The organism is Massilia cellulosiltytica (assembly GCF_047325105.1).
Lineage (GTDB): Bacteria > Pseudomonadota > Gammaproteobacteria > Burkholderiales > Burkholderiaceae_D > Telluria > Telluria orientalis.
Window position 1 is genome coordinate 3166714 of record NZ_CP168562.1, and the last position, 20458, is coordinate 3187171.

Genomic DNA, 20458 nt, shown 5'->3' on the forward strand with positions numbered 1-20458 from the left:
CGCGCAACACTCTTGCGCTGATTGCTGCCGAATTTCTCTACGGGAAGTATCATACGCACTCCCGAAATTCAACGAAGCAGGAGTCAAGACCTTATGGCAGGCCAAGAAGTCACATTCGACGACGTTGCGCGCGCAGCCGAGAGTTTGCAGGAGGATGGCGAAGCGGTAACCATCGAAGCGGTGCAGGACTTCCTCGGCGAGGGTTCGCCGAACGCCATCTTCAAGCACCTGGCCGCATGGCGTGCGGCGAACGTCAAGCCGAAGGCGCCCCCGACGGCCGAGCTGCCGCAGGAATTGCTGGCCGGTCTGGCGGACTGGGCCCTGAAGTTCGCGGAGCAGGCCGGCGCCGGCGACCGCGAAGCGCTGGAACGCAACGAGGCGGACATCGAAGCCTTGCGTTCGGCCGGCGAAGCGCTGGAAAGCGAACGCGATGCGTTGCGCGAGGAAATGGCGAGCGCCACGGCGGCGTCCGAGGAAGCCATCGCCGAGCGCGACGAAACCATCGAACGCCTGAACGCGGAACTCAAGAATGCGCGCCAGGTCGCGATGGATGCCCTCGTCAGCAAGGCGAAGGACCAGCTCGCGATCGACGGCAAGGAACAGCAACTGACGCAGCTACGCCAGGAACTGGAGCGCAAGGTAGCCGACATGGCCGCCGAATCGGACGCGCGCCTGCGCGCCGAGATGGAACTCGTGGGCGCGACGACCGCGCGCGACAGCCTGGCGGCCGAGCTGGACGACCTGCGTGCGAAGCTCGACAAGTCGACCGCGGAGCGCAGCAAGCTGCGGGCCGAACTGACCGAGTTGAAATCGAAGAAGTAACGCCTGGTCTCAAGGTGACACGGACGGGGTGCGTTTCAGGCAGCGCAAGGTAAACGTCGACCGCGTCCGCGTCACCCCCGGCAGCTTGTACAGCTTCTGCCGCAGGAATTTCTCGTAGCCTTCCGTCCCCGCCACGGCGACCTTGATCAGGTAGTCGTACTCCCCCGACAGCAGATACGCCTCCATCACCTCCGGCAACTCGGCCAGGGCGTCCTGGAACGCCTTGAAGATCTCGTCGTCGTGGCGGTCCACCGTCACCTCGATGATCACCGTGTCCGGCATGCCCAGCGCCCGCTGGTCCAGCATTGCGACGTAGCCCGTAATAAAACCCGATTCTTCCAGCGCCTTGACGCGGTGCCAGCAAGGCGTCGGCGACAGGTGCACCGTTTCGGCCAGTTTCTGGTTGCTGATGCGTCCGTCGCGGCTGAGCGTGCGCAGGATCTGGCGGTCGATCTCGTCCAGCTGGCCGTCTTTCATCGCAGTGCTTCCTTCGTAGATTCTAGATAACGCCGAAGATTTTATCTTCTATTTCGTATTTCTGCAGAAGACCCTTGCGGAAATGGCCGTGTTATCGCTATTGAATAGAAGCACATTCTGCGCGTGCTCCCTTACCATGGCGCTATCCTTTATTGCGGCGCAACATCGCTTACCCGGCAATGTCCGCGTCCGCCGCTTTTCGTCCAGGAGCCCTCGTGTCGAATGCAGTATCACGGGCGGGCGCCGGCTACCGGAGTGATCCCTTCGCAGCCGAACTGCCGCTCATGCTGATCACCCCCGCGCTGTTCGCAGCGAACCTCGTCGTCGCCCGCTGGGCGCAGGGCGCGGGGATCCCGCCCGTCTTCCTCGCCTTCGGGCGCTGGATGCTGGCGTTCCTGATCCTGCTGCCGTCGTGCGGACCGCGCCTGTGGGCGCTGCGCGGCCTGCTGCGCGCCAACTGGCAGCGCATCCTGCTGCTGGCCGGCCTCGGCATGGGCCTCTCCGTCGCACCGCAATACGTCGGCGCGCGCCATACGAGCGCGGCCAACGTCGGCATCATCTTCGCCGCCTGCCCGGCGCTCGTGACCCTGATCGAAACGCTCGTGTGGAAGGCGCCCCTGTCGCGCCGCCAGGCCGGCGGCATGTTCCTGGCGATTCTCGGCGTGCTGGTCGTGCTGGCCAAGGGCGACGTGACGGCGCTGGGCCAGCTGGAATTCGGCCGCGGCGACCTGTGGGTCGTGCTGGCCGCGTGCGGCTGGTCGTTCTACACCGTCTTCAACAAGCGCCTGCCGCTGCCGCCGCTGCCGTCCACGGTGAAGCTGGCCGCGTTGATCGGCGGCGGCGCGCTCGTGCTGGCGCCGTTCGCCGCGTTCGAAGCGGCCAGCGGCACCGTCGCCGACTTCGCCGACGGCCGCCTGTACGCGGCGCTCGCGTTCCTCGCCGTCGTGCCGAGCCTCGGCGCATACTTCTTCTTCGACCGCCTCGTGGCCGCGGCCGGCCCGGCCCGTGCAAGCCTGACCGTGTACCTGATCCCGCTGTTCGCGACTATCGCGGCGTGGCCGCTGCTGAAAGAGCCGCCGCACCTGTACCACGCGGCCGGTTTCGCCGTCATCCTGGCCGGCGTGGCCGTCGCCAGCATGCGCCGCCGCTAATACGCCGTCTGCGTGTAAGGGCGCGCGGCCGGCGCCTTGCCCCAGTCCCGGTTCGGCGTGGCCTGCATCCGGAACACGAGTTCCCCGCCCGCCACGATCTCCTCGTGGCGCAGCACGCTGCGCGCGAGCGGCTTGCCGTTCAACGTCACGCTGCCCACGTACGGGTTCGCGTCCGACAAACCCTCGGTGCGGATGGTGAAGCGCTTCCCGTTCGGCAGGTTCAGCGCCGCGCGCTCGACGAACGGCCGCCCGATCACGTACTCGTTGCTACCCGGCGCGACGGGATAGAAGCCCAGCGCCGTGAACGCGAACCAGGCCGACATCTGGCCCAGGTCGTCATTGCCCGCGAGGCCGTCCGGCGTGTCCTTGTACTGGCTCTTCACGATCTGCGCGAGGCGCGCCTGCGTCTTCCATGGCGCGCCCGCGTAGTTGTACAGGTACGCCACGTGGTGCGACGGCTCGTTGCCGTGGGCGTAGTGGCCGATCAGGCCGGAGATGTCTTCCATGTGCGCGTACACGGCCGGGTCAATCTTCGCGTCGAACACCTGGTCGATCTTGCCGATCAGCCCGGCGTCGCCGCCGAGCAGCTTCACGAGGCCCGCGTTATCGTGCGGCATATACCAGGAATATTGCCACGCGCTGCCTTCCGTGTAATCGCTGCCGAAGTTCGAGCGCACCGGGTCGAACGGCTCGCGATACTTTCCATCCGATGTCTTCGCGCGCACGAACCCCGTCTTCGGATCGAACACGTTGCGCCAGTTCTGCGCCCGCTTGTAGTAACGGTCGGCCACGTCGCGCCGTCCCATCCTGTCGGCCATGCGCGCGATGGTCCAGTCGTCGAACGCATATTCGACCGTCTTCGACGCCGCTTCCGGCTCGAGGTCGATCGGCACATAGCCCAGCTTCATGTAGTACTGCAGGCCGCCGTACGGGCCATACTCCGCGCTGGCCGTCATCGCGCGCAGGGCCTCGTCGGCATCGAAACCCTTCAGGCCCTTCATGTACGCGTCGGCGATCACGGGCACCGCGTGGTAGCCGATCATGCACCAGGTCTCCAGGCCGGCGAACTGCCACACGGGCAGGATGCCGTACGGGCTCGCTTTCTGCGATTCGACCAGCGAACGCACGAAGTCGACGTTGCGCTTCTCCGGCTGGATCAGCGTCAGCAGCGGGTGCAGGGCGCGGTACGTGTCCCACAGGGAGAACGTGGAGTGGAAGCGGAAGCCCTGCGCCTCATGCACCTGGTTGTCCGGTCCGCGGTATTTGCCGTCCGTGTCCATGAACAGGCTCGGCGCCAGCAGCGCGTGGTAGAGGCTCGTGTAGGCCATTCGCTTCATCGGCTGCGGCGCGTCGATGTCGACGGCGCCCAGGGCGTCTTCCCACGCGTCGTGCGCGCGCCGGCGCTCGGCATCGAAGTCCCAGCCCGGCATCTCCGCGAGGTTGGCGAGCGCGCCGTCCTCGCTGACGCCCGACACCGCGACCTTCACGAGCACCGTGCCGTCCGCGGGCGTGCCGAAGCCGAACGTGCCTTCCAGCGCCTTGCCTTCGACGAGGGTCTTGTCGGCGGGCGTCTTGCCGGGCGCCGCGAAGCCCTTGTAGTCGACACCTTCCTCGCGGTTCATCAGCTGGTGCGTCACGATCGGCCGCGAGAAGCGGATCGCGAAATACAGCTGGCGGCCCGGCGCCCAGCCGCGCGTCTCGCGCATGCCCGTGACCGTGTCGTCGCCGCGCAGGCGCAGCCGCGACCAGAGGTTCTTGCCGGACCAGTCGTAGATGCTGGACCGCAGGTCGAGGATCACATTGGCCTGGGCGCCCGGCTTGAAACGGTAGCGGTGCAGGCCCACGCGCTCGCTCGCCGTCAGCTCCACGTCGACGTCGTTGTCCAGCAGTTTCACCGCGTAATAGCCCGGCTCCGCGCGCTCGTCCTTGTGCGAAAAGCGCGAGCGGTAGCCGCTGAACGGGCGCTCGGGATAGCCCGGTTCCAGTTTCACCTCGCCGCCGGTCGGCATCAGCAGCACGTCGCCCAGGTCCGAGTGGCCGGCGCCGGAAAAATGCGTGTGCGAGAAGCCGAGGATGGAATCGTCCTCGTAGCGGTAGCCGGCGGCCCACGGATAGCTCTGGCGGAAGTGGCGCACCTGCGTGTCGGGACTGAGCTGCACCATGCCGAACGGGCGGGTCGCGCCGGGGAACGTGTGGCCGTCGCCGCCGGTGCCGATGAAGACGTCGACGTTGTCCGTGCGGTTGGCCGCGTGGGCGGGCGCACCCGCGCAGAGTGTCGCGATGGCGAGGGGCAGGATGGCCTTGTGCATGTCGTCTCCAGTCGTGTGCCTGCAAACCTGAACCATATCGCGAAACTTTCCAAAGCGGCAACCGGAACGTTTGCGGCATAATGACGCCCCGTCCACCATCAGGAGATCGCATGACCGACACGACACGCCGCACCGTCCTGCGCGCCGCGCTGATCCTGCCCGCGATCGGGCTGCCCGGCGCCGTCCACGCCGCCGCCGACGCCACGCAGGCGCTGGCCGGCCTCGAACGCCGCGCCGGCGGCCGCCTCGGCGTCGCCGCCTGGCGCCGCGGCGGGGCCGACGTCATCGCGTGGCGCGGCGATGAGCGCTTCCCGTTCTGCAGCACGGCCAAGGTGATGGTCGTCGGGACCGTGCTGACGCTGGCGGCGCGCACGCCGGGGCTCCTCGACGAGCGCGTGCGCTACAGGAAGGCGGACCTGGTGTCGTGGTCCCCCGTGACGGAACAACACGTCGACGACGGCATGACGATCGCGGACCTGTGCGCCGCCGCGCTGCAGGTGAGCGACAACAGCGCATGCAACCTGCTGCTCGACCGGATCGGCGGCCCGGCGGCCGTCACCGCGTTCGCGCGCCGCATCGGCGACACGGCGTTCCGCCTCGACCGCCGCGAGACCGAACTGAACGCCGCGATCCCCGGCGACCCGCGCGACACGACGTCGCCGCGCGCGATGGCGCGGAGCCTGGAAGCGCTGCTGCTCGAGGAAGCGCTCGCACCGGACGCAAGGCGCCGCCTGCTCGACTGGATGCTCGCCAACACGACGGGCAAGGAGCGCATCCAGGCCGGCTTCCCGGCCGATTGCCGCGTGGCCGACAAGACGGGCACGGGCGCCCACGGCACGACCAATGACGTCGGCCTCGTGTTCCCGCCGCAGGGCCAGCCCGTGATCGTGGCCGTCTACTACACGGGTTCGAAAAGCGACAGCAAGGTCGTCGCCGACGCCGCGGCGATCGTCGCCCGGGCGCTGGGGGCCGCCTGATGCGCATGGCACCGATGGCGGAGGCGGACCTGGACGCCGTGCTGGCGGTGCAGGCCGCATGCTATCCGCCGGCCATGCAGGAAGCGGCGGACGTCGTGCGGGCGCGCCTGTGCGCGAGCCCCGACACGGTGCTGGTCGCGCGCGACGCCGACGGTATCTGCGCCTACCTGTTCGCGTATCCGTCGCGGCTCGGCAAGGTGACGCCGCTCGGCGGCCATTTCACGCTCCCGGACACGCCGGATACGCTGTACCTGCACGACCTCGCGGTGGCGCCGCGGGCGGCCGGGCAGGGCGTCGCGCGCCGATTGGTGGACACGCTGCTCGCGCGCGCCGGCGGCCTGCGCCATTCCGCGCTCGTGTCCGTGCAGGACTCGCGGCGGTTCTGGGAAAGCCTCGGCTATGCGGCCGCGGGCGGCGACGGCGTCGCGCTGGCCACGTATCCGGCCGGCGCGCTGTATATGGCGAGGCGGCTGTCAGCGTGAGGACGGGCGGCGCGCGGCCACGTGCAGCGTGGCGCGCGCCGCGTGTCCGCGGGCCCGCACCTCGGCCGGACGGGCCGCCACCGTGAGCGCCAGCTCGCCGGACAGGCGGTGCAGGTCCAGCACGGCCACCAGCGCGGACAGCACCTGGCGGCCCAGCATGTGGTCGCCCCGCTCGACCTCCGGTAGCACGTGGTGCAGCGCGGACAGCACGACGGCGTTTTCCTCGCGGTGTTCGTGCAGGTGCGTGTAGCCCAGGGTCTCCATGATCAGCTCTTCGTGCCGGAAGGCCGCCTCGACGGCCGCGACGAGCGTCGCGAAACCGTGTGCGACCAAGTCGTCGGGGCCGGACACGATGGCGCCGATGCGCCGGCACAGCATCTTGCGGCCATGCCGCAGCGCGGCGCAGATGGCGCGTGGACGGCTTGGACTAGCACGGGAGGTGGGCATCTTCTCTCCTTGGAGTAAGAATTTTCTTAGACTTCCGATAGCACGAAAAAATCCCTGTGGATTGATATCTCGCAACGTAGCAATGTTGTGTTCGGTTAGCCTGATTGAGGGAATACAGATCGAAGGCGAAAAATGAACGCTGTACAAGTCGAACGAGAGCATGGCGGTTGCTGATGGGGGCACGCATTCTATTGATCCAGGGCCATCCCGATTGCCACCGCCCGCACCTGTGCCATGCGCTGGCCGAGGCGTACGTGGACGGCGCGCGCGATGCGGGGCATGAAGTCGAGGTCGTCGAGCCGGCGCGGATGAACTTCCCCCTGCTGACCAGCCCGTCCGAGTGGTGGCACGGCTCGGCGCCGCCGCAGCTGGCGGCCGTGCAGGAGGCGATCCAGCACGCGGACCACCTCGTGTTCGTGTACCCGCTGTGGATGGGCGACATGCCGGCGCTGATGCGCGGCTTCCTGGAACACGTCACGCGGCCCGGCGTCTTCATGGACGACCCGCACCGGCCGTTCGGCGCCGGCCTGCTGGGCGGACGCAGCGCGCGGCTCGTCGTCAGCATGGGCATGCCGGCGGCCGTCTACCGGTGGGGCTACGGCGGCTACGGCATCAAGATGATGCGCCGGCAAATCCTCGGCCGGGCCGGTATCCGGCCCGTGCGCGCGACGCTGGTCGGGCGCGCCCATTCGCTGTCGGCCGAGCGCATCGACATCTGGCGCGACCACCTGCGCCGGCTGGGCGGCTCAGCGGCCTGATCAGGGTAGCAAGCGATTTGCGTGTTTTGTGCGACATCCGGGAGGCCTCGGGCGTGCTCTCCTTGACGCTCCCCTCTGGAGACGGCAAAGTTGTGGCAGGGCAGCATTTAACATTGCCGCTCACTTTTGCCACTTTTTCTTGCCCAGATGCCCGTCGCCACCCAGCTGCCTCCATCGCCTCCATCGCCTTCATCCGTTTCCGCCCCGGCCCGGCCGGCCGCGACCCCCACCTTCGATGACGCCTACGCCCGGGCGCGCGCCCTCGCCAACGACGGCCAGCCCGAACTGGCGCTGGCCGCCTACGACGCGCTGCTCGCGCGCTCACCGGGCAACGTCGACGTGCTGCTCGGCCGCGGCATCGTGTATGCCCGCCTCGGACGGTGGCAGGAGGCCGAGCGCGACCTGCGCGCCGCCGCCACGGCGTCGCCGACGTATGCGGACGTTTGGTCCGCGCTCGGCAACACCTACGCCTGGAGCGACCAGCCGGAGCAGGCGGTCGATGCGTACACCCGCCTGATCGCATTGCAGCCGCAGGATGCGGCCGCGTACGTCGCGCGCGGCCGCGTCCTGCGCGCGCTGGGCCGCAATACCGAGGCCCGCATGGACCTCGATAAGGCCAAAGCGCTGGGCGGCGGCGGCGCTGCGTTCGACGCGCTGGCGGCCGCGCTGCAGCCGCGCGCCGGCAATCCCGACGCCACGATCGCGGCCGGCTATACGTGGGCGGCGAGCCTGTCGTCGAGCTGGACGGACGTCGGCGCGGGCCCGCGCTGGAACGACCAGGTGGCCAGCATCCGCCATTACACGAAAGCCGGCTCGCTCGGTGTCGAGACGCTGCGCGCGCACCGCTTCGGCCTGCACGACTACGCGTGGGCGCTGGACGGCTACGCGAACCTGTGGTCCGGCGCGTACGCCAACCTGCGCTACCAGCGCGGCGCCGCGGCGCGCCTGTTCCCCGCGAACTCGGGACGCGCGGAGCTGTATCAGTCGCTCGGCCACGGCTGGGAGGCATCGGTCAGCGACGACGTGCTCGGTTTCGCGGCGCGCGTCAACATCTACGGCGTCAGCATCGCCAAATACACGGGCGACTGGTACGTCCAGCTGCGCCACCAGAACATCGTCTCGGCGGGCTCGCACGGGACCGGCGAACGCCTGCTGGCGCGCTGGTATTACGCGGGCGATGCCGATACATATGCCGAGGCGACCGTCAACAGCGGCCGCAGCGACGATCCCCTGAGCCTCGTGGGCGGCCAGAGCCGCTCCGGCGGCGGCAGCGCGACCTGGGTGCGCTACTGGACGCCGCAGTGGGGCACGCGCGTGGGCGCTTCCTTCTCGCGCGCGCGCGGCGCCGACAACCAGCGCGGCGTCACGTTCTCCCTGTACCGCCGATGGTAAGCGCGACACCACCCGCCCGCCGGCACGACGACCCGCCGCCGCGCTTCGCCGGCAAGCTGCTCGCCCGCGTGAAGGGTGCGCTGGCGACGGCGCTGGAAACCCTGCCGGCACTGCTGGCCGGCTGGCTCGTGCTGCGGATCGCGGAGACGATCCACGCGGGTGCCGGCGGCATCAAGGTGTCCGTGCTGTTCGGCCCCGCGCTGGCAAACGACCTGTTGGCGCTGGCCCGTTATGCTTTTGTCTTCCTGCTGGGCGCCGTGCCGCTGGCATTTCTGCCGCGCCGGCGCTGGCGCGTCATGGCGCTCGGCGTGCTGTGGAGCGCGCTGCTGGCGGCGCAGGCGGGCCTGCTGCAATACCACTGGACGGCCGGCGTGCCGCTCGGCGCCGACCTGTTCGGCTACTCGCGCGCGGAGATCGCGACGACGGTCGGCGGCCGCGCGCAGCCCGGCATCGGCCTGCTGGTCGCGTACGTGCTCGCCCTGGCCGCATTGGTCGGCATCCTCGTCGCGAGCTTCCGGCCGTGGTGGCCGCGCGCGCGCGCGCGTGCGGCGCTCGTTGCGGCGCTGCTGAGCATCGGCGCGTACAAGCTGCTGCCCGACCACTTCGCGCCGGCCGCCGCCGACACGGAGGCGGGCGTCGACTACCTGCGCAACAAGATGGCGTATTTCATCGACCGCAGCGTGGCCCACGTGGCCGGCGAGCAGGGCACCGCCACGCACGCGCAGGCGAAGGGCCTGCCGTGGACCGGCAAGGATCCGCGCTATCCGTTCGCCCACGCGGAGCGCACGCCGGACACGCTCGGACCGCTGTTCAACACGAAGCCGGGCGCGCCGCCGAACATCGTGTTCATCATCGTCGAAGGCCTCGGCCGCAGCTTTTCCGGACCCGGCGCCCGTTTCGGCAGCTTCACGCCGTTCCTCGACGAGCTGGCCGGCCGCAGCCTGTATTTCGAAAACTTCCTGGCGGGCCAGGGCCGCACGTTCGGGGTGCTGCCGACCGTGTTCGGTTCGCTGCCGTTCGGCGACAATGGCATGTCGGCGCTCGGCGAGCGCATGCCGCGCCACGCCTCGCTCCTGTCGATCCTGAAAGACCAGGGCTACCACCTGGAGTACGCGAGCGGCTCGAACCTCGAGTTCGACAACCAGGGCCTGTTCCTGCGCCGCGAAGGCGTCGCCGACTTCATCAGCGAGACCGACTACAAGCCGCCTTACCAGCGCAGCAACTACTGGGGCTACGACGACCGCGCGCTGATGGAGACGGCCATCGCGCGCCAGCGCGACGACCCGCGGCAACCTTCCGTGCGCATCATCCAGACGACGAGCACGCACGATCCGTTCACGTTCCCGGACAAGCCGAAGTATCTGCGGAAGGTGGGCGAGCGCCTGGCCGCGCTCGGGATCGCGGAAGGGGCTAACCCCGCGTACACGGGCCAGCGCGAGGTCTTCGCCAGCATCCTGTTCGCGGACGACGCGCTGCGCCTGTACTTCGAGCAGGCGGCGCAGCTGCCCGGCTACGACAACACGATCTTCATCGTGACGGGCGACCACCGCCTGCCCGAGCTGCCGATGGACACGCGCATCGAGCGCTACCACGTGCCGCTGATCGTGTTCTCGCCCCTGCTGAAGGCGCCGCGCGCCATCAAGGCCGTGTCGTCGCAATTCGACATCGCGCCGTCGCTGCTCGCCTTCCTCGGCCACGGCTACGGCCTGCGCACGCCGGCGCAGGTGACGTGGCTGGGTACGGGTCTCGATACCGAGCCGGCGTTCCGCAACCTGCACGTGATCCCGCTGAAGCAGACGAAGACGGAGCTGTCCGACTTCGTGTCCGGTGCCGTGTACCTGGCGCAAGGGCGGCTGTTCGCGCTCGCCGACGGCATGCGCCTGGACCGCGCGGCCGACGAGGGCGCTCTGGCGCGGGCCCGGGCCCAGTTCGACGCCTTCCTCGTCGCGAACCGCCAGGCCGGCAGCGCCGCCGCGCTCGAACCCGCGCCGGCCGCGCTGGCGCCCTGGCACGAGGACGGTCGCAAGCTGCGCAGCGTGGACCTCGCGGCGGAAGCGGACCAGGTCGCCGTGAACGACCTGCGCCGCGGCGCGGACGGCAGCGTCGAGGCGACCATCGTCAACCAGGGTACGACGACGTCGGGCGCGTTCGTGCCGCTGCTCGTCATCAGCGACGCGGGCGGCCTGGAACTGGGCGAGACGGCCGGCGAGATCCAGACCCTGGCACCCGGCGCGTCCGTGAAGGTCGCGCTGAGGGCGAAGCTGGGCCGTCTCCCGCACGGCAAGTATTTTGTCTCGATGATCCCGTCGCACCCGGAAACGGGGCGCTCGATCGGGATCGGGCAGTACCACGTGGAGATGCCGCTGTGACGGCGCGCCGGTGGGCCGCCGCGCTGCTGCTGGCGCTATCGACGCTGCCGCTCGCGCAGGCGGGCGATACGGGGCCCGGTCCGCGCGCGATCTGGATCTGGGAAGGCGAGTCGTACGCCATGCTCGAAGACGACGCGGCCGCGCGCACCGCCATCGCGTTCCTGAAGGATAAGGCGATCGCCGCGGCTTACGTGTACGCCGACGCGTACGAAGGGCGCAACCTGATCGCCGCGCAGCCCGCGCGCTACCGGACGCTCATCCGGCGCATGCACGCGGCCGGGCTGAAGGTGCAGGCGCTGCTGGGGTCAGGCTATCTGCACACGGAACGCTACCTGCTGCCCGGGCACCGCCGGGCCGCGCAGGCGATGCTGCAGCGGGTACTGGACTACAACGCGGCCGCCGCGCCCGACGAGCGTTTCGACGGCATCAGCCTCGACATCGAGCCGCACATCCTCGATGCGTGGAGCACCCGCAAGATGGAATTGCTGGGCGAATTCCTCGACATGTCGGACGCACTGATGCGCCAGAAGAATGCGGTGGCGCCGAACCTGCCGATGGGCCCCGCGATCCCGTTCTGGTACGACGGCATGTCGATCGAGTGGAAGGGCAAGCGCAAGCCGATGAACGAGCACGTTCAGGACCTGTACGACACCGTCGCGCTGATGGATTACCGCGACCATGCGGCGGGCGCCGACGGCATCGTCAGCCATGCGCGCGACGAACTCGATTACGGCGCGAAGACCGGCAAGCCCGTCGTCATCGGCGTGGAGACGATGCCGAACGCCATCCGCAAGGTGTCGTTCCACCACCTGCGGGAAGGGGACATGGAGCGCGAATTGGCGGAAACGGCGCGCGCCGTGGGCGCCGCGCCGTCCTTCGGCGGCTTCGCGATCCACCATTACGGCGCGTACCGGCGCTGGCTCGGGATCGACTAGCGCACCACCAGTACCGGGATATCGCAGTGGATCAGCACCCGCTGCGTCTCGCTGCCCAGCAGCCGCGCGGCCATGCCGTGGCGGCCGTGCGAGGCCATCACGATCACGTCGCAGCCGCGTGCGCGCACCGTCGCGATGATGCCTTCCCACGGCGGGCCGGGCGGCGCCAGCACCGTCTCCCACGGCACGCCGGCCTCGGTGGCGCGCCGCACGACATAGTCGAGCGCGTCGCGGCCCTGGCGGTCGGCCTCGGCGCGCCAGGCGTCGTAGAACGGGCCGCCGATGTCGCCCGTCGCGAGCAGCGGCGACTCGCCCGCCACGTGCACGCCGACGATCGTGCCGCCGCCCAGTTTAGCCAGTCCCAGCGCGGACCCGAGGGCGGCGGCGCCCCGTTCGGTGCCGTCGACGGGGACGAGGATGCGCTTGTACACGGTTACTTCCTCCCGGAAGCGCGGGGTCGCATGACCATCACGGGCACGTGGGCGTCGGCCAGCACTTTCTGCGTCACGCTGCCGGCCAGCAGCCGCGACAGCCCGCGCCGGCCGTGCGAGCCCATGAAGATCAGGTCGCAGGCGTGGCTGTCGGCCGTCGCAAGGATGGCGTCGGCCGGCGAGTAGTCGAGCACGGCCAGCGAGGTGCATTTTACGCCGGCCGCCTCGGCGGCATTGGCGACCTTGCGCGCGTGTTCCCTGGCGGCGGCCAGCAGGACGGCGTCGTCGAGGCCGGGGTCGATGGCCATCGCGGCTTCCGCCGACGCGATGGGCGGTTGCGGCTGGCCGACGGCGAGCACGACGACTTCGCTGCCATGGGCGCGCGCGAAGGCGATGGCGGCCTGCTCGGCGGCGGCGGAGACGTCGGAACCGTCCGTGGGGACGAGGATACGGTCATACATGATTGCCTCCTGAGAGTCCGGTGGGGACGATCTCAGGATGGCGAATCTATCAAGCAGTTTCTTTGATCTATATCAAATGGTCCGGAAACTTCCTTCCGCCACGATGCGCCCGCCGCCCCCGACGGCGAAGCTGCCGGCCGCGAGGTCGGCGCCGAGCACCAGTTCGCTGCCGAGCGCGGCCGGCGCCCGGAAGCGGCCTTCCAGCGCGAGGATGCGCCGGCCGCACGCCTGTTCCAGCTCGGCGCACGCGCGCGCCAGCGTGTGCATGCCATGGACGATCGGGCGCTTCATGCCCATCAGGCGCGCGCTCCACGTCCACAGGTGGATCGGGTTCCAGTCGCCCGAGATGCGGGCGTAGGCGCGGCCGGTATTGCGGGGCAGGCGCCATCCCGTCAGCACGGGCAGGTCGCGCGCTTCCTGGCGGCGTTTCCTGCCGGCCTGGCCGCGCACGACGAGGTAGGTGCTGCGGCACGTAAAAATGTCGGTGCCCTGCTGGCGCGCGACGGTGTCCAGCTCTGCATACACGGCGCCGTTCTCGGCCGGCGGCCGGATGTTGACGGTCGTCGACAGCACGAGCGGCATGTCGCGTAGTGGCTCGGACAGCGCCCGGAGGGCGTTTTCCGTGTGCACGGTGCCGGGCAGGCGGAACGGGAACGCGTCGTCCAGCATCGTCGCCACGTGGGCGCGCTGGGCCAGCAGGTAGTAATAGGTGACGGGGATGCCGTCGTCGCGGAAGCCGAGGGCCTGGCGGTAGCGCCGCAGCTGGTTCGAATCGATGCTGTCGAGCACGTATGCGGTGCGCGGGGTGCGCACGCCGTTCAGGCGGCGCGGGCGTTTGAACAGGGCGCGCAGCAGGGTGGCGGCGCCCAGTGAGGGAAGCGGTGACGGAGAGTCGGCTGTCATCGTGGACTTCGGAAAACCAAAATCCCATTGTGCCTGAAATTCTGGGTTCCTTTGCAAGACTTGTGAAATCGGCTCATCCGCGCTACCCTAGCGTATTGGTATAAAGAATCGCAGTTTTAGATGAGGATGGAATGAAGAAGCAAGCGTTGTTGGTGTTGGCACTGTCCGCGGCGGGTGTCGCCACGGCCCAGGAGACCGTGAAGATCGGCCATGTGGCGTCGATGACGGGACCGGTGGCCCATTTCGGCAAGGACAGCGAAAACGGCGTGCGCATGGCGATCGACGCGCTGAACGCGCGCGGCGCCACGATCGGCGGCAAGAAGGTGAAATGGGTGCTCGTGCCGGAGGACGATGCGGGCGACCCGAAGGCGGCGACCACCGCGGCACAGAAGCTGGCGGATGCGAAAGTGAACGCCGTGATCGGCCACGAGACGTCCGGCACGACGATCCCGGCCGCGAAGATCTACAACGACGCGGGCATCCCGCAGATCTCGCCGTCGGCCACGAATCCGAAGTACACGCAGCTGGGCTACAACACGGCGTTCCGTGTCGTCGCGAACGACATCCAGCTGGGCCGCGCGCTGGGCCGCTACGCCGTCACGACGATGGGCGCGAAGCGCATCGCCGTCATCGACGACCGTACCGCCTACGGCCAGGGCCTCGTCACGGAATTCACGAACAGCCTGCGCCAGCAGGGCGTGAAGCCGGTCGCGCGTGAATTCACGAACGACAAGGCGACGGACTTCGCCGCCATCCTGACGCGTATCCGCGCCGGCAACCCGGACCTCGTGTTCTTCGGCGGCATGAACGCCGTGGCGGGCCCGATGCTGCGCCAGATGAAACAGCTGGGCATCAACGCGAAGATGATGGGCGGCGACGGCATCTGCTCGGACGCCATGCAGCCATTGTCGGGCAATACGATGACGGATGGCCAGGTCGTGTGCGCGGAAGCGGGCGGCGTGGAAGAGAAGGGCAAGGCCGGCATGGACAAGTTCCGCGCCGACTATAAAAAGCGCTTCGGCATCGACGTGCAGATCATCGCGCCGTATTCGTACGACGCCGTGCTGGCGATCGCAGCGGCGATGGACAAGGCGGGATCGAGTGCGCCGGCGAGATACCTGCCGGAGCTGGCGAAGGTCCGCTATCCGGGCGTTACCGGCACCATCGCGTTCGACGCCCACGGCGACATCCGCGACGGCGTGCTGACCCTGTACACGTTCAAGGGCGGCCACCGCACCCCGATCGGCGTCACGAAGTAACGCTAGTCCGCGCGGGTGCGCGCATCAACTCGTCCACCAGCCGGCGGGTGGCCTGCAGCACCTGCTCGGACACGGCCGGGTTGCCCTTGGCGGCGCCGCGCGCCACCGCGAGACTGCCGATCATCGTGGACACGACGACCATCGCGCGGGCGAGGGCGTCGCTGCCCGGTTCGTTCTGCGCGATCTGGCGCTCGAACGCGCGCACCATCACCATATAGCCCTCGGCGAAGCGGGCGCTGAGCGCGTTGTCCTGGCGCCCGATCTCGCTGGCCGACGCCGCCATCGCGCAGCGGTTGCCGAAGTCGTCGCGCGACTCCAGCGACAGGTAGCGGTCGAGGAAACGCGCGAGGTCGGGCATGCCGTCCACCGTGCCCGAATACATGCGCGAATTGGCCTGATCGAGGCCATACGACAGGGCTTCCAGCGCCAGCTCGTCCTTCGACCGGAAATGGGCATACAGCGCCCCGTGGGTGAGACCCGCCTCCTTGCTGATCTCGGCGACCCCGACGCCGTCGATGCCGCGTTCGCGGAACAGTTTGCTCGCCGCGCGGATCAATGCGGCCCGGTTGTCTGCGGCCTTCTCTTTGCTGATTCTCATGCTGTGCGTGTGGTGCAGGAAGCGCGCGGCGTTGGCTGGGCGGCGCGATTCGATAGGATGAAATTATGATTGTGCTTGCGAGTATATCGCTTCGCGGGTAGCGCTGCGCGTAGCGAAATTGTTGACATTGGCACGGGCCACGGGGAATGCACCATCCTGGTGAGCGGGGGCTGAAGTTACATTTCGTTCGCCACGTTCAGCCGGGCGGGCCGGTCGCACGAATGCTGCTATCCTGCGCTTGCCCGTTCAACCACCGACCATGGAGATCCACGGCGATGCTCGCCGCATCACGTCCCGAACCTGTGCGCTCCGATGCGCCGTTCTACGTTGTCCTGAATGCCGGCTCCGGCCGGACCGAGACCGACCTGCGTTGCACGACGATCCGCGACGTGCTGGGTGCGGCGGGACGGTCGTGCGAACTGGAGGTCGTGCACGACGCGGCGAAGCTGGCGGACGCGGCGCGCGTCATGGCCGGGCGGGCGGCGCGCGACGGCGCCATCCTCGTCGCGGCGGGCGGCGACGGCACGCTCAACACGGTCGCGCATGCGGCCGTCGCGCACGGCTGCGTGTTCGGCGTGCTGCCGCAGGGAACCTTCAACTATTTCGGCCGCACGCATGGCATCCCGGAAGACCTGGCCGAGGCCGTGCGCGCGCTGCTGCAAGCACGCGTGCGGCCCGTGCAGATCGGCCTGCTGAACGAGCGCATCTTCCTCGTGAACGCGAGCGTCGGCATGTATCCGCACCTGCTGGAAGAGCGCGAGCACGACAAGCGCCAGTACGGCCGTTCGCGCGTCGTCGCCCTGCTGTCGGCCATCAAGACGGCGCTGCGGGGCTACCGCAGCCTGCGCATCACGCTCGAACTGGACGGCCAGACGCGCCGCCTGCGCACGCCCACGGTCTTCGTCGGCAACAACCGCCTGCAGATGGAACAGGTGGGCATGCACGCGCTCGACCATGCGCTGGAGGAAGGACGGCTGGTGGCGATCGCGCCGCGGCCCGTCGGGCGCTTGCGGATGCTGGGTTTGCTCGTGCGCGGGGCGCTCGGGCGGCTGGGCGAGGCGGAGGATGTCCAGGCGTTCGCGTTCCGGAGCATGACGGTGCGCGCGCCGCTGCTGTCGGCGCGGCGCAAGCTCAAGACGGCGACGGATGGGGAAGTGTGCCGGATGCGGTTGCCGCTGCGCTTCGAAGCGCTGGAGGGGCGGCTCCTGCTGCTCGTGCCGCCAGAAGAGGCGGAGGAGGAGACCGCGGCAGGCGCCGCCGTCGCCGCGCGCTAGCCCTCGGTCGCCGCGACTAGCCAGGCCTCGAGCGCCTCCAGCGGCATCGGCCGGGCCATCAGGTAACCCTGCACCTCGTCGCAATCGGCCGCGCGCAGGAAGTCCAGCACCTCGGCCGTTTCCACGCCTTCCGCCACGACGGACAATTTCAGCGCATGGGCCATGTCGACGAACGCCTTGATGAAGTCGAAGGCGCTGATGCGGCCGTCGGCCTGCAGCACGAACGAGCGGTCCAGCTTGAGCACGTCGATGTGGAAGCGGCGCAGGTACGCAAGGCCGGAATAGCCGGTGCCGAAGTCGTCGACGGCCAGCTTGACGCCCAGCGCGCGCAGCTCGTCGAGCATGGCGGCCGTGCGGGGGATGTCTTCGATCAGGGCGCTTTCCGTCAGTTCCACTTCGAGGCAGTCGGCGGGGAGGCCGGTGTCCGCCAGCGCGGCGCGGACTTCGTCGACGAACCCCGGCTGCGCGAGCTGGCGCGCGGACACGTTCACGGACACGCGGATGGTGCGACCGTGGCGGTCGATCAGGCCGCGCGTCTGGCGGCACGCCTCGTTCAGCACCCAGCGGCCGATCGGCAGGATCAGGCCCGTCTCCTCGGCGATGGCGATGAATTCGCCCGGCGAGACGCGTCCCAGGTCCGCGCTGTTCCAGCGGATCAGCGCCTCGATGCCGACGACGTTCATCGTGCGCAGGTCGATGCGCGGCTGGTAGTGCAGCTCGAACTCGGCGCGTGCGAGGGCGGGCCGCAGCGCCATCTCGAGCGCCATGCGCGCCTGGGCCGCGAGCGTCATCGCCGGCTCGAAGAAGCGGTAGCGGTTGCGGCCCGCCCGCTTGGCGCCGTACATCGCCGTGTCGGCCGTCTGGAACAGCAGCTCGCGGGTGCCGGCGTCGTGCGGGAACATGCTGATGCCGATCGACCCGCCGGCCGTCACTTCCTGGCCGCCCACGAGCACCGGCAGCGCCAGCGCGTCGAGCAGCTTGGCCGCGATCACTTCGGCATCCTGCGCGCCCGCGCACTCGGCCGCCACGACGAATTCGTCGCCGCCGAGGCGGGCGATCACGTCGCCCGGCCGCATCACCTTGCGCAGCCGCGCCGCGACTTCGCACAGCAGCGCGTCGCCCAGCTCGTGGCCGAACGAATCGTTGACTTCCTTGAAGCGGTCGAGATCGAGGAACATGACGGCGACGGCGCGGCCGTGCGGGCACTCGTCGAGCATGCGCTGGACGCGTTCCTGCAGCAGCGCGCGGTTGGGCAGGCCCGTCAACGTGTCGTGCGTGGCCAGTTGCTGCAGGCGGCGTTCGGCCTGCTTGCGGTCCGTGATGTCGCTCATCAGGCCGGTCACGGATTCCACGTTGCCGCACGGGTCGCGCCGCACGCTCCCGTTGAACAGTACGTGCACGGCGCCGCCTTGGGCGTGGCGCAGCACCGCCTCCACGCCCTGCACGGGGGCGTCGGCGTCGTGCGCCGCGAGGCCGTGCCAGGGGAAGGCGACGAACAGCTCGTCGAGCGTGCGCCCGAGCAGCGCGGTGCGCGTGTGGCCCGAGAGTGCGCACAGCGCCGGGTTGACGTCGAGGACGCGGCCGTCCGCGCTGGCCAGCACATAGCCGGCCGGCGTCATCTCGATGACTTCGCGGAAGCGCCGTTCGCTGGCGCGCAGCTGGCGCTCCGCTTCCTCGCGCTCCGTCAGGTCGCGGATGATGGCCTGGAAGTATTCCTGGCCGCCGTCCTCGAAGCGCGAGATGTGCACCTCGGCCGGGAAGCTGGTGCCGTCCTTTCTCCGCTTGGCCATGCGCAGCAGGTGCGTCTGGCCGGCGCGCAGGCTGTCGAGCATGCCGGACGTGTAGGCGTGGTGGCCGTCGATGTCGCTCACGGACAGGCCGATGAATTCGTCTTCCGTGTAGCCGAAGCGGGCGCACGCGCGGCCGTTGGCGGCGATGATGCGCAGGTCGGCGTCGGCGATCACGATGCTGTCGCCGGCTTCCTGGAACAGGTTGCGGAAGCGCTGCTCGCTCTTGCGGACGGCGTCCAGCGCGACGCGCTTGGCGGTGACGTCATGGAAGTAGACGGAGAGCCCGTCGGGCGTCGGGTAGCAGCGTACCTCGACCCACGTCGCCGACGGCTGCCAGTACGCTTCGAAGAAGCCGGATTCGCCGCTGGCGAGCGCGCGGCGGTAGTGCTCGACGATGGCCGTCCCCTCGAGCGCGGGCGCGACCTCGAGCAGGTGGCGCCCGACATTCGGCGCCACGTCCACGCCGATGAAGGCGCCGGCCTTGCGGTTGGCGTACGTGATGCGCCAGTCGCGGTCGATGGCGAAGAACGCGTCGCCGATACTCTCCAGCATGTCGTTCATGCGCTCGCGCGAGCGTCTCAGTTCGTCGCGCGCCGCGCGGTGCGCGGTGACGTCGCGCGCGCTCGCGTACACGAGCCTGGCGTGCGCGGACCAGCGCGCGGACAGCGACAGATAGATCGTCGCGCCGTCCTTGCGGCGCCAGCGCAGTTCGCGCTCGTGGCACGGCCGGCCGGCCAGCAGGTCGGCCGTGAGCGTGTCCAGGGCCGCCCGCTCGTCCGGATGCAGCAGTTCGCGCACGGGACATCCCGCCAGCTCGACCGGGCTGTAGCCGAGGATGTCCCCGGCCGCGGCGTTGGCGCGCACGATGCGGCCGGACGCGTCCAGCACGACCATCAGTTCGAAGGCAAGATCGATATGCGCGATGTAGTCGGCGGCGGAGGCGGGCAGGGCCGGCGCGTTCATGATGTGTTTCCAGTCAGACCGGGGATGATGCGGAAGGAGCCGGCGCGGGCGCACGGAAGGAAGATTGTATCATTCCTCGCGGCAACTCTTTCCCCGAGTGACGCGTAAACACAACATCATGCAACGGGACAGGCCCGCCCGGTGGACGGGCCCGTGGTGGTGTTACAGGGACTCGTCCGTATCGAGATCGTCCGGCGTCAACCGGTTCCGGCCCGACCGGCTCCCCTGGCCGCCGCTCTGCATGTTGCCGCCGCCACGGCTGCCCCGTTGCGAATTGTCGCCGGGCCCGCTGCCGAGGTCGGACTGCGACTGGTTGCCCTGGTCGAGGTTGCCGCTCTGGAGGTTGCCCTGGTCGCCGCGCTGCGCGTTGTCGCCCGGCCCGCTGGCCAGGTCGGAATTCTGCTGGTTGCCGGCACTGTTCAGCCCATCATAGTTCCGGCCTTGCTTGCCCTTGCCTTTGTGGTCCTGTTTGCTCGGCATAATCGTCTCCTTGAACGGTACGTGACATGCCATGGTAGGCCGCCTGCCGGGGCCGACAATCGGCGCAGGCGTCAGGCGATTGTAGGACCAGTCGGACAGGACTCGACAGTGATTCGACGCGGCGCGAATTGGGAACGATTGCATGTCAAACATTGACAAAATATTCAATCCGTGGCGCAA

At 69.1% G+C, this 20458-nt stretch carries 19 protein-coding genes; 10 read left to right on the forward strand and 9 right to left on the reverse strand.

Annotated features, from left to right (window positions below):
• The first annotated feature begins 93 nt into the window (after nucleotides 1-93).
• The gene (locus tag ACEN9H_RS13860) at nucleotides 94-822 is read left to right on the forward strand and encodes a DNA-binding protein (RefSeq protein WP_413675229.1); all 729 of its coding nucleotides are present in this window, start codon (nucleotides 94-96) and stop codon (nucleotides 820-822) included.
• A gap of 9 nt (nucleotides 823-831) precedes the next feature.
• Here the strand turns inward: ACEN9H_RS13860 and ACEN9H_RS13865 are convergent, their stop codons facing one another.
• Entirely contained in the window at nucleotides 832-1299 is a 468-nt protein-coding gene (locus ACEN9H_RS13865; protein ID WP_056133195.1) for an Lrp/AsnC family transcriptional regulator, read from the reverse strand.
• Nucleotides 1300-1583: 284 nt separating this feature from the next.
• On the opposite strand from ACEN9H_RS13865, the gene ACEN9H_RS13870 reads away from it, so the two are divergent.
• Nucleotides 1584-2450, forward strand: a complete 867-nt coding sequence (locus ACEN9H_RS13870; protein ID WP_371766321.1) for a DMT family transporter — start codon at nucleotides 1584-1586, stop codon at nucleotides 2448-2450.
• Here the strand turns inward: ACEN9H_RS13870 and ACEN9H_RS13875 are convergent.
• Nucleotides 2447-4759: a GH92 family glycosyl hydrolase gene (locus ACEN9H_RS13875; RefSeq protein WP_413675230.1), complete on the reverse strand. Its 2313-nt coding sequence runs from the start codon at nucleotides 4757-4759 to the stop codon at nucleotides 2447-2449. The two genes, ACEN9H_RS13870 and ACEN9H_RS13875, sit on opposite strands and share 4 nt — an antisense overlap.
• A 110-nt stretch (nucleotides 4760-4869) precedes the next feature.
• Here ACEN9H_RS13875 and bla point away from each other — a divergent pair, with 110 nt between their 5' ends.
• Nucleotides 4870-5736 (forward strand): class A beta-lactamase, encoded by an 867-nt coding sequence (gene bla / locus ACEN9H_RS13880; RefSeq protein WP_413675231.1) that lies wholly within the window; start codon nucleotides 4870-4872, stop codon nucleotides 5734-5736.
• Nucleotides 5736-6218, forward strand: a complete 483-nt coding sequence (locus ACEN9H_RS13885; protein ID WP_413675232.1) for a GNAT family N-acetyltransferase — start codon at nucleotides 5736-5738, stop codon at nucleotides 6216-6218. The genes bla and ACEN9H_RS13885 overlap by 1 nt, the downstream gene beginning before the upstream one ends.
• Here the strand turns inward: ACEN9H_RS13885 and ACEN9H_RS13890 are convergent.
• Nucleotides 6210-6665 carry a hypothetical protein gene (locus tag ACEN9H_RS13890; protein ID WP_413675233.1) on the reverse strand — a complete coding sequence of 152 codons (456 nt, stop codon included), beginning with the start codon at nucleotides 6663-6665 and terminating at the stop codon, nucleotides 6210-6212. The two genes, ACEN9H_RS13885 and ACEN9H_RS13890, sit on opposite strands and share 9 nt — an antisense overlap.
• A gap of 173 nt (nucleotides 6666-6838) precedes the next feature.
• Here ACEN9H_RS13890 and ACEN9H_RS13895 point away from each other — a divergent pair, with 173 nt between their 5' ends.
• The 4 genes from ACEN9H_RS13895 (at nucleotide 6839) to ACEN9H_RS13910 (ending at nucleotide 12119) form a co-directional block, all read left to right on the forward strand.
• Nucleotides 6839-7423 carry an NAD(P)H-dependent oxidoreductase gene (locus ACEN9H_RS13895; protein WP_056133591.1) on the forward strand — a complete coding sequence of 195 codons (585 nt, stop codon included), beginning with the start codon at nucleotides 6839-6841 and terminating at the stop codon, nucleotides 7421-7423.
• A gap of 126 nt (nucleotides 7424-7549) precedes the next feature.
• Nucleotides 7550-8815 (forward strand): YaiO family outer membrane beta-barrel protein, encoded by a 1266-nt coding sequence (locus ACEN9H_RS13900; protein WP_413675234.1) that lies wholly within the window; start codon nucleotides 7550-7552, stop codon nucleotides 8813-8815.
• A complete protein-coding gene (locus ACEN9H_RS13905; RefSeq protein ID WP_413675235.1) occupies nucleotides 8809-11184 on the forward strand; it encodes an LTA synthase family protein in 2376 nt (791 codons plus the stop codon). Before ACEN9H_RS13900 ends, ACEN9H_RS13905 begins: the two co-directional genes overlap by 7 nt.
• Nucleotides 11181-12119: a hypothetical protein gene (locus ACEN9H_RS13910; protein WP_413675236.1), complete on the forward strand. Its 939-nt coding sequence runs from the start codon at nucleotides 11181-11183 to the stop codon at nucleotides 12117-12119. Before ACEN9H_RS13905 ends, ACEN9H_RS13910 begins: the two co-directional genes overlap by 4 nt.
• Here the strand turns inward: ACEN9H_RS13910 and ACEN9H_RS13915 are convergent.
• From ACEN9H_RS13915 to ACEN9H_RS13925, 3 genes are all read right to left on the reverse strand, one after another.
• Entirely contained in the window at nucleotides 12116-12550 is a 435-nt protein-coding gene (locus tag ACEN9H_RS13915) for a universal stress protein (RefSeq protein WP_413675237.1), read from the reverse strand. The genes ACEN9H_RS13910 and ACEN9H_RS13915 overlap by 4 nt on opposite strands.
• 2 nt (nucleotides 12551-12552) lie before the next feature.
• A complete protein-coding gene (locus ACEN9H_RS13920) occupies nucleotides 12553-13011 on the reverse strand; it encodes a universal stress protein (protein ID WP_056133167.1) in 459 nt (152 codons plus the stop codon).
• Nucleotides 13012-13083: 72 nt separating this feature from the next.
• Complete coding sequence (locus ACEN9H_RS13925) at nucleotides 13084-13914, reverse strand: MaoC family dehydratase (RefSeq protein ID WP_056133163.1); 831 nt, start codon at nucleotides 13912-13914, stop codon at nucleotides 13084-13086.
• A 131-nt stretch (nucleotides 13915-14045) separates the two neighbouring features.
• Here ACEN9H_RS13925 and ACEN9H_RS13930 point away from each other — a divergent pair, with 131 nt between their 5' ends.
• A complete protein-coding gene (locus tag ACEN9H_RS13930) occupies nucleotides 14046-15173 on the forward strand; it encodes a branched-chain amino acid ABC transporter substrate-binding protein (protein ID WP_056133160.1) in 1128 nt (375 codons plus the stop codon).
• Here the strand turns inward: ACEN9H_RS13930 and ACEN9H_RS13935 are convergent.
• The gene (locus tag ACEN9H_RS13935; RefSeq protein WP_056133157.1) at nucleotides 15163-15771 is read right to left on the reverse strand and encodes a TetR/AcrR family transcriptional regulator; all 609 of its coding nucleotides are present in this window, start codon (nucleotides 15769-15771) and stop codon (nucleotides 15163-15165) included. The genes ACEN9H_RS13930 and ACEN9H_RS13935 overlap by 11 nt on opposite strands.
• A 275-nt stretch (nucleotides 15772-16046) precedes the next feature.
• Here ACEN9H_RS13935 and ACEN9H_RS13940 point away from each other — a divergent pair, with 275 nt between their 5' ends.
• Nucleotides 16047-17045 (forward strand): diacylglycerol/lipid kinase family protein, encoded by a 999-nt coding sequence (locus tag ACEN9H_RS13940; protein WP_413675238.1) that lies wholly within the window; start codon nucleotides 16047-16049, stop codon nucleotides 17043-17045.
• Here the strand turns inward: ACEN9H_RS13940 and ACEN9H_RS13945 are convergent.
• Complete coding sequence (locus ACEN9H_RS13945; protein WP_413675239.1) at nucleotides 17042-19798, reverse strand: EAL domain-containing protein; 2757 nt, start codon at nucleotides 19796-19798, stop codon at nucleotides 17042-17044. The two genes, ACEN9H_RS13940 and ACEN9H_RS13945, sit on opposite strands and share 4 nt — an antisense overlap.
• 162 nt (nucleotides 19799-19960) lie before the next feature.
• Nucleotides 19961-20278 (reverse strand): hypothetical protein, encoded by a 318-nt coding sequence (locus ACEN9H_RS13950; RefSeq protein WP_413675240.1) that lies wholly within the window; start codon nucleotides 20276-20278, stop codon nucleotides 19961-19963.
• Nucleotides 20279-20458: the final 180 nt, after the last annotated feature.

What these genes read in the sequence shown, in the direction of transcription:
- ACEN9H_RS13860 (WP_413675229.1), top strand. Translation starts at nt 94, where the DNA reads ATGGCAGGCCAAGAAGTCACATTCGACGACGTTGCGCGCGCAGCCGAG.
- ACEN9H_RS13865 (WP_056133195.1), bottom strand. Translation starts at nt 1,299, where the DNA reads ATGAAAGACGGCCAGCTGGACGAGATCGACCGCCAGATCCTGCGCACG.
- ACEN9H_RS13870 (WP_371766321.1), top strand. Translation starts at nt 1,584, where the DNA reads ATGCTGATCACCCCCGCGCTGTTCGCAGCGAACCTCGTCGTCGCCCGC.
- ACEN9H_RS13875 (WP_413675230.1), bottom strand. Translation starts at nt 4,759, where the DNA reads ATGCACAAGGCCATCCTGCCCCTCGCCATCGCGACACTCTGCGCGGGT.
- bla (WP_413675231.1), top strand. Translation starts at nt 4,870, where the DNA reads ATGACCGACACGACACGCCGCACCGTCCTGCGCGCCGCGCTGATCCTG.
- ACEN9H_RS13885 (WP_413675232.1), top strand. Translation starts at nt 5,736, where the DNA reads ATGCGCATGGCACCGATGGCGGAGGCGGACCTGGACGCCGTGCTGGCG.
- ACEN9H_RS13890 (WP_413675233.1), bottom strand. Translation starts at nt 6,665, where the DNA reads ATGCCCACCTCCCGTGCTAGTCCAAGCCGTCCACGCGCCATCTGCGCC.
- ACEN9H_RS13895 (WP_056133591.1), top strand. Translation starts at nt 6,839, where the DNA reads ATGGGGGCACGCATTCTATTGATCCAGGGCCATCCCGATTGCCACCGC.
- ACEN9H_RS13905 (WP_413675235.1), top strand. Translation starts at nt 8,809, where the DNA reads ATGGTAAGCGCGACACCACCCGCCCGCCGGCACGACGACCCGCCGCCG.
- ACEN9H_RS13920 (WP_056133167.1), bottom strand. Translation starts at nt 13,011, where the DNA reads ATGTATGACCGTATCCTCGTCCCCACGGACGGTTCCGACGTCTCCGCC.
- ACEN9H_RS13925 (WP_056133163.1), bottom strand. Translation starts at nt 13,914, where the DNA reads ATGACAGCCGACTCTCCGTCACCGCTTCCCTCACTGGGCGCCGCCACC.
- ACEN9H_RS13930 (WP_056133160.1), top strand. Translation starts at nt 14,046, where the DNA reads ATGAAGAAGCAAGCGTTGTTGGTGTTGGCACTGTCCGCGGCGGGTGTC.
- ACEN9H_RS13935 (WP_056133157.1), bottom strand. Translation starts at nt 15,771, where the DNA reads ATGAGAATCAGCAAAGAGAAGGCCGCAGACAACCGGGCCGCATTGATC.
- ACEN9H_RS13940 (WP_413675238.1), top strand. Translation starts at nt 16,047, where the DNA reads ATGCTCGCCGCATCACGTCCCGAACCTGTGCGCTCCGATGCGCCGTTC.
- ACEN9H_RS13945 (WP_413675239.1), bottom strand. Translation starts at nt 19,798, where the DNA reads ATGAACGCGCCGGCCCTGCCCGCCTCCGCCGCCGACTACATCGCGCAT.
- ACEN9H_RS13950 (WP_413675240.1), bottom strand. Translation starts at nt 20,278, where the DNA reads ATGCCGAGCAAACAGGACCACAAAGGCAAGGGCAAGCAAGGCCGGAAC.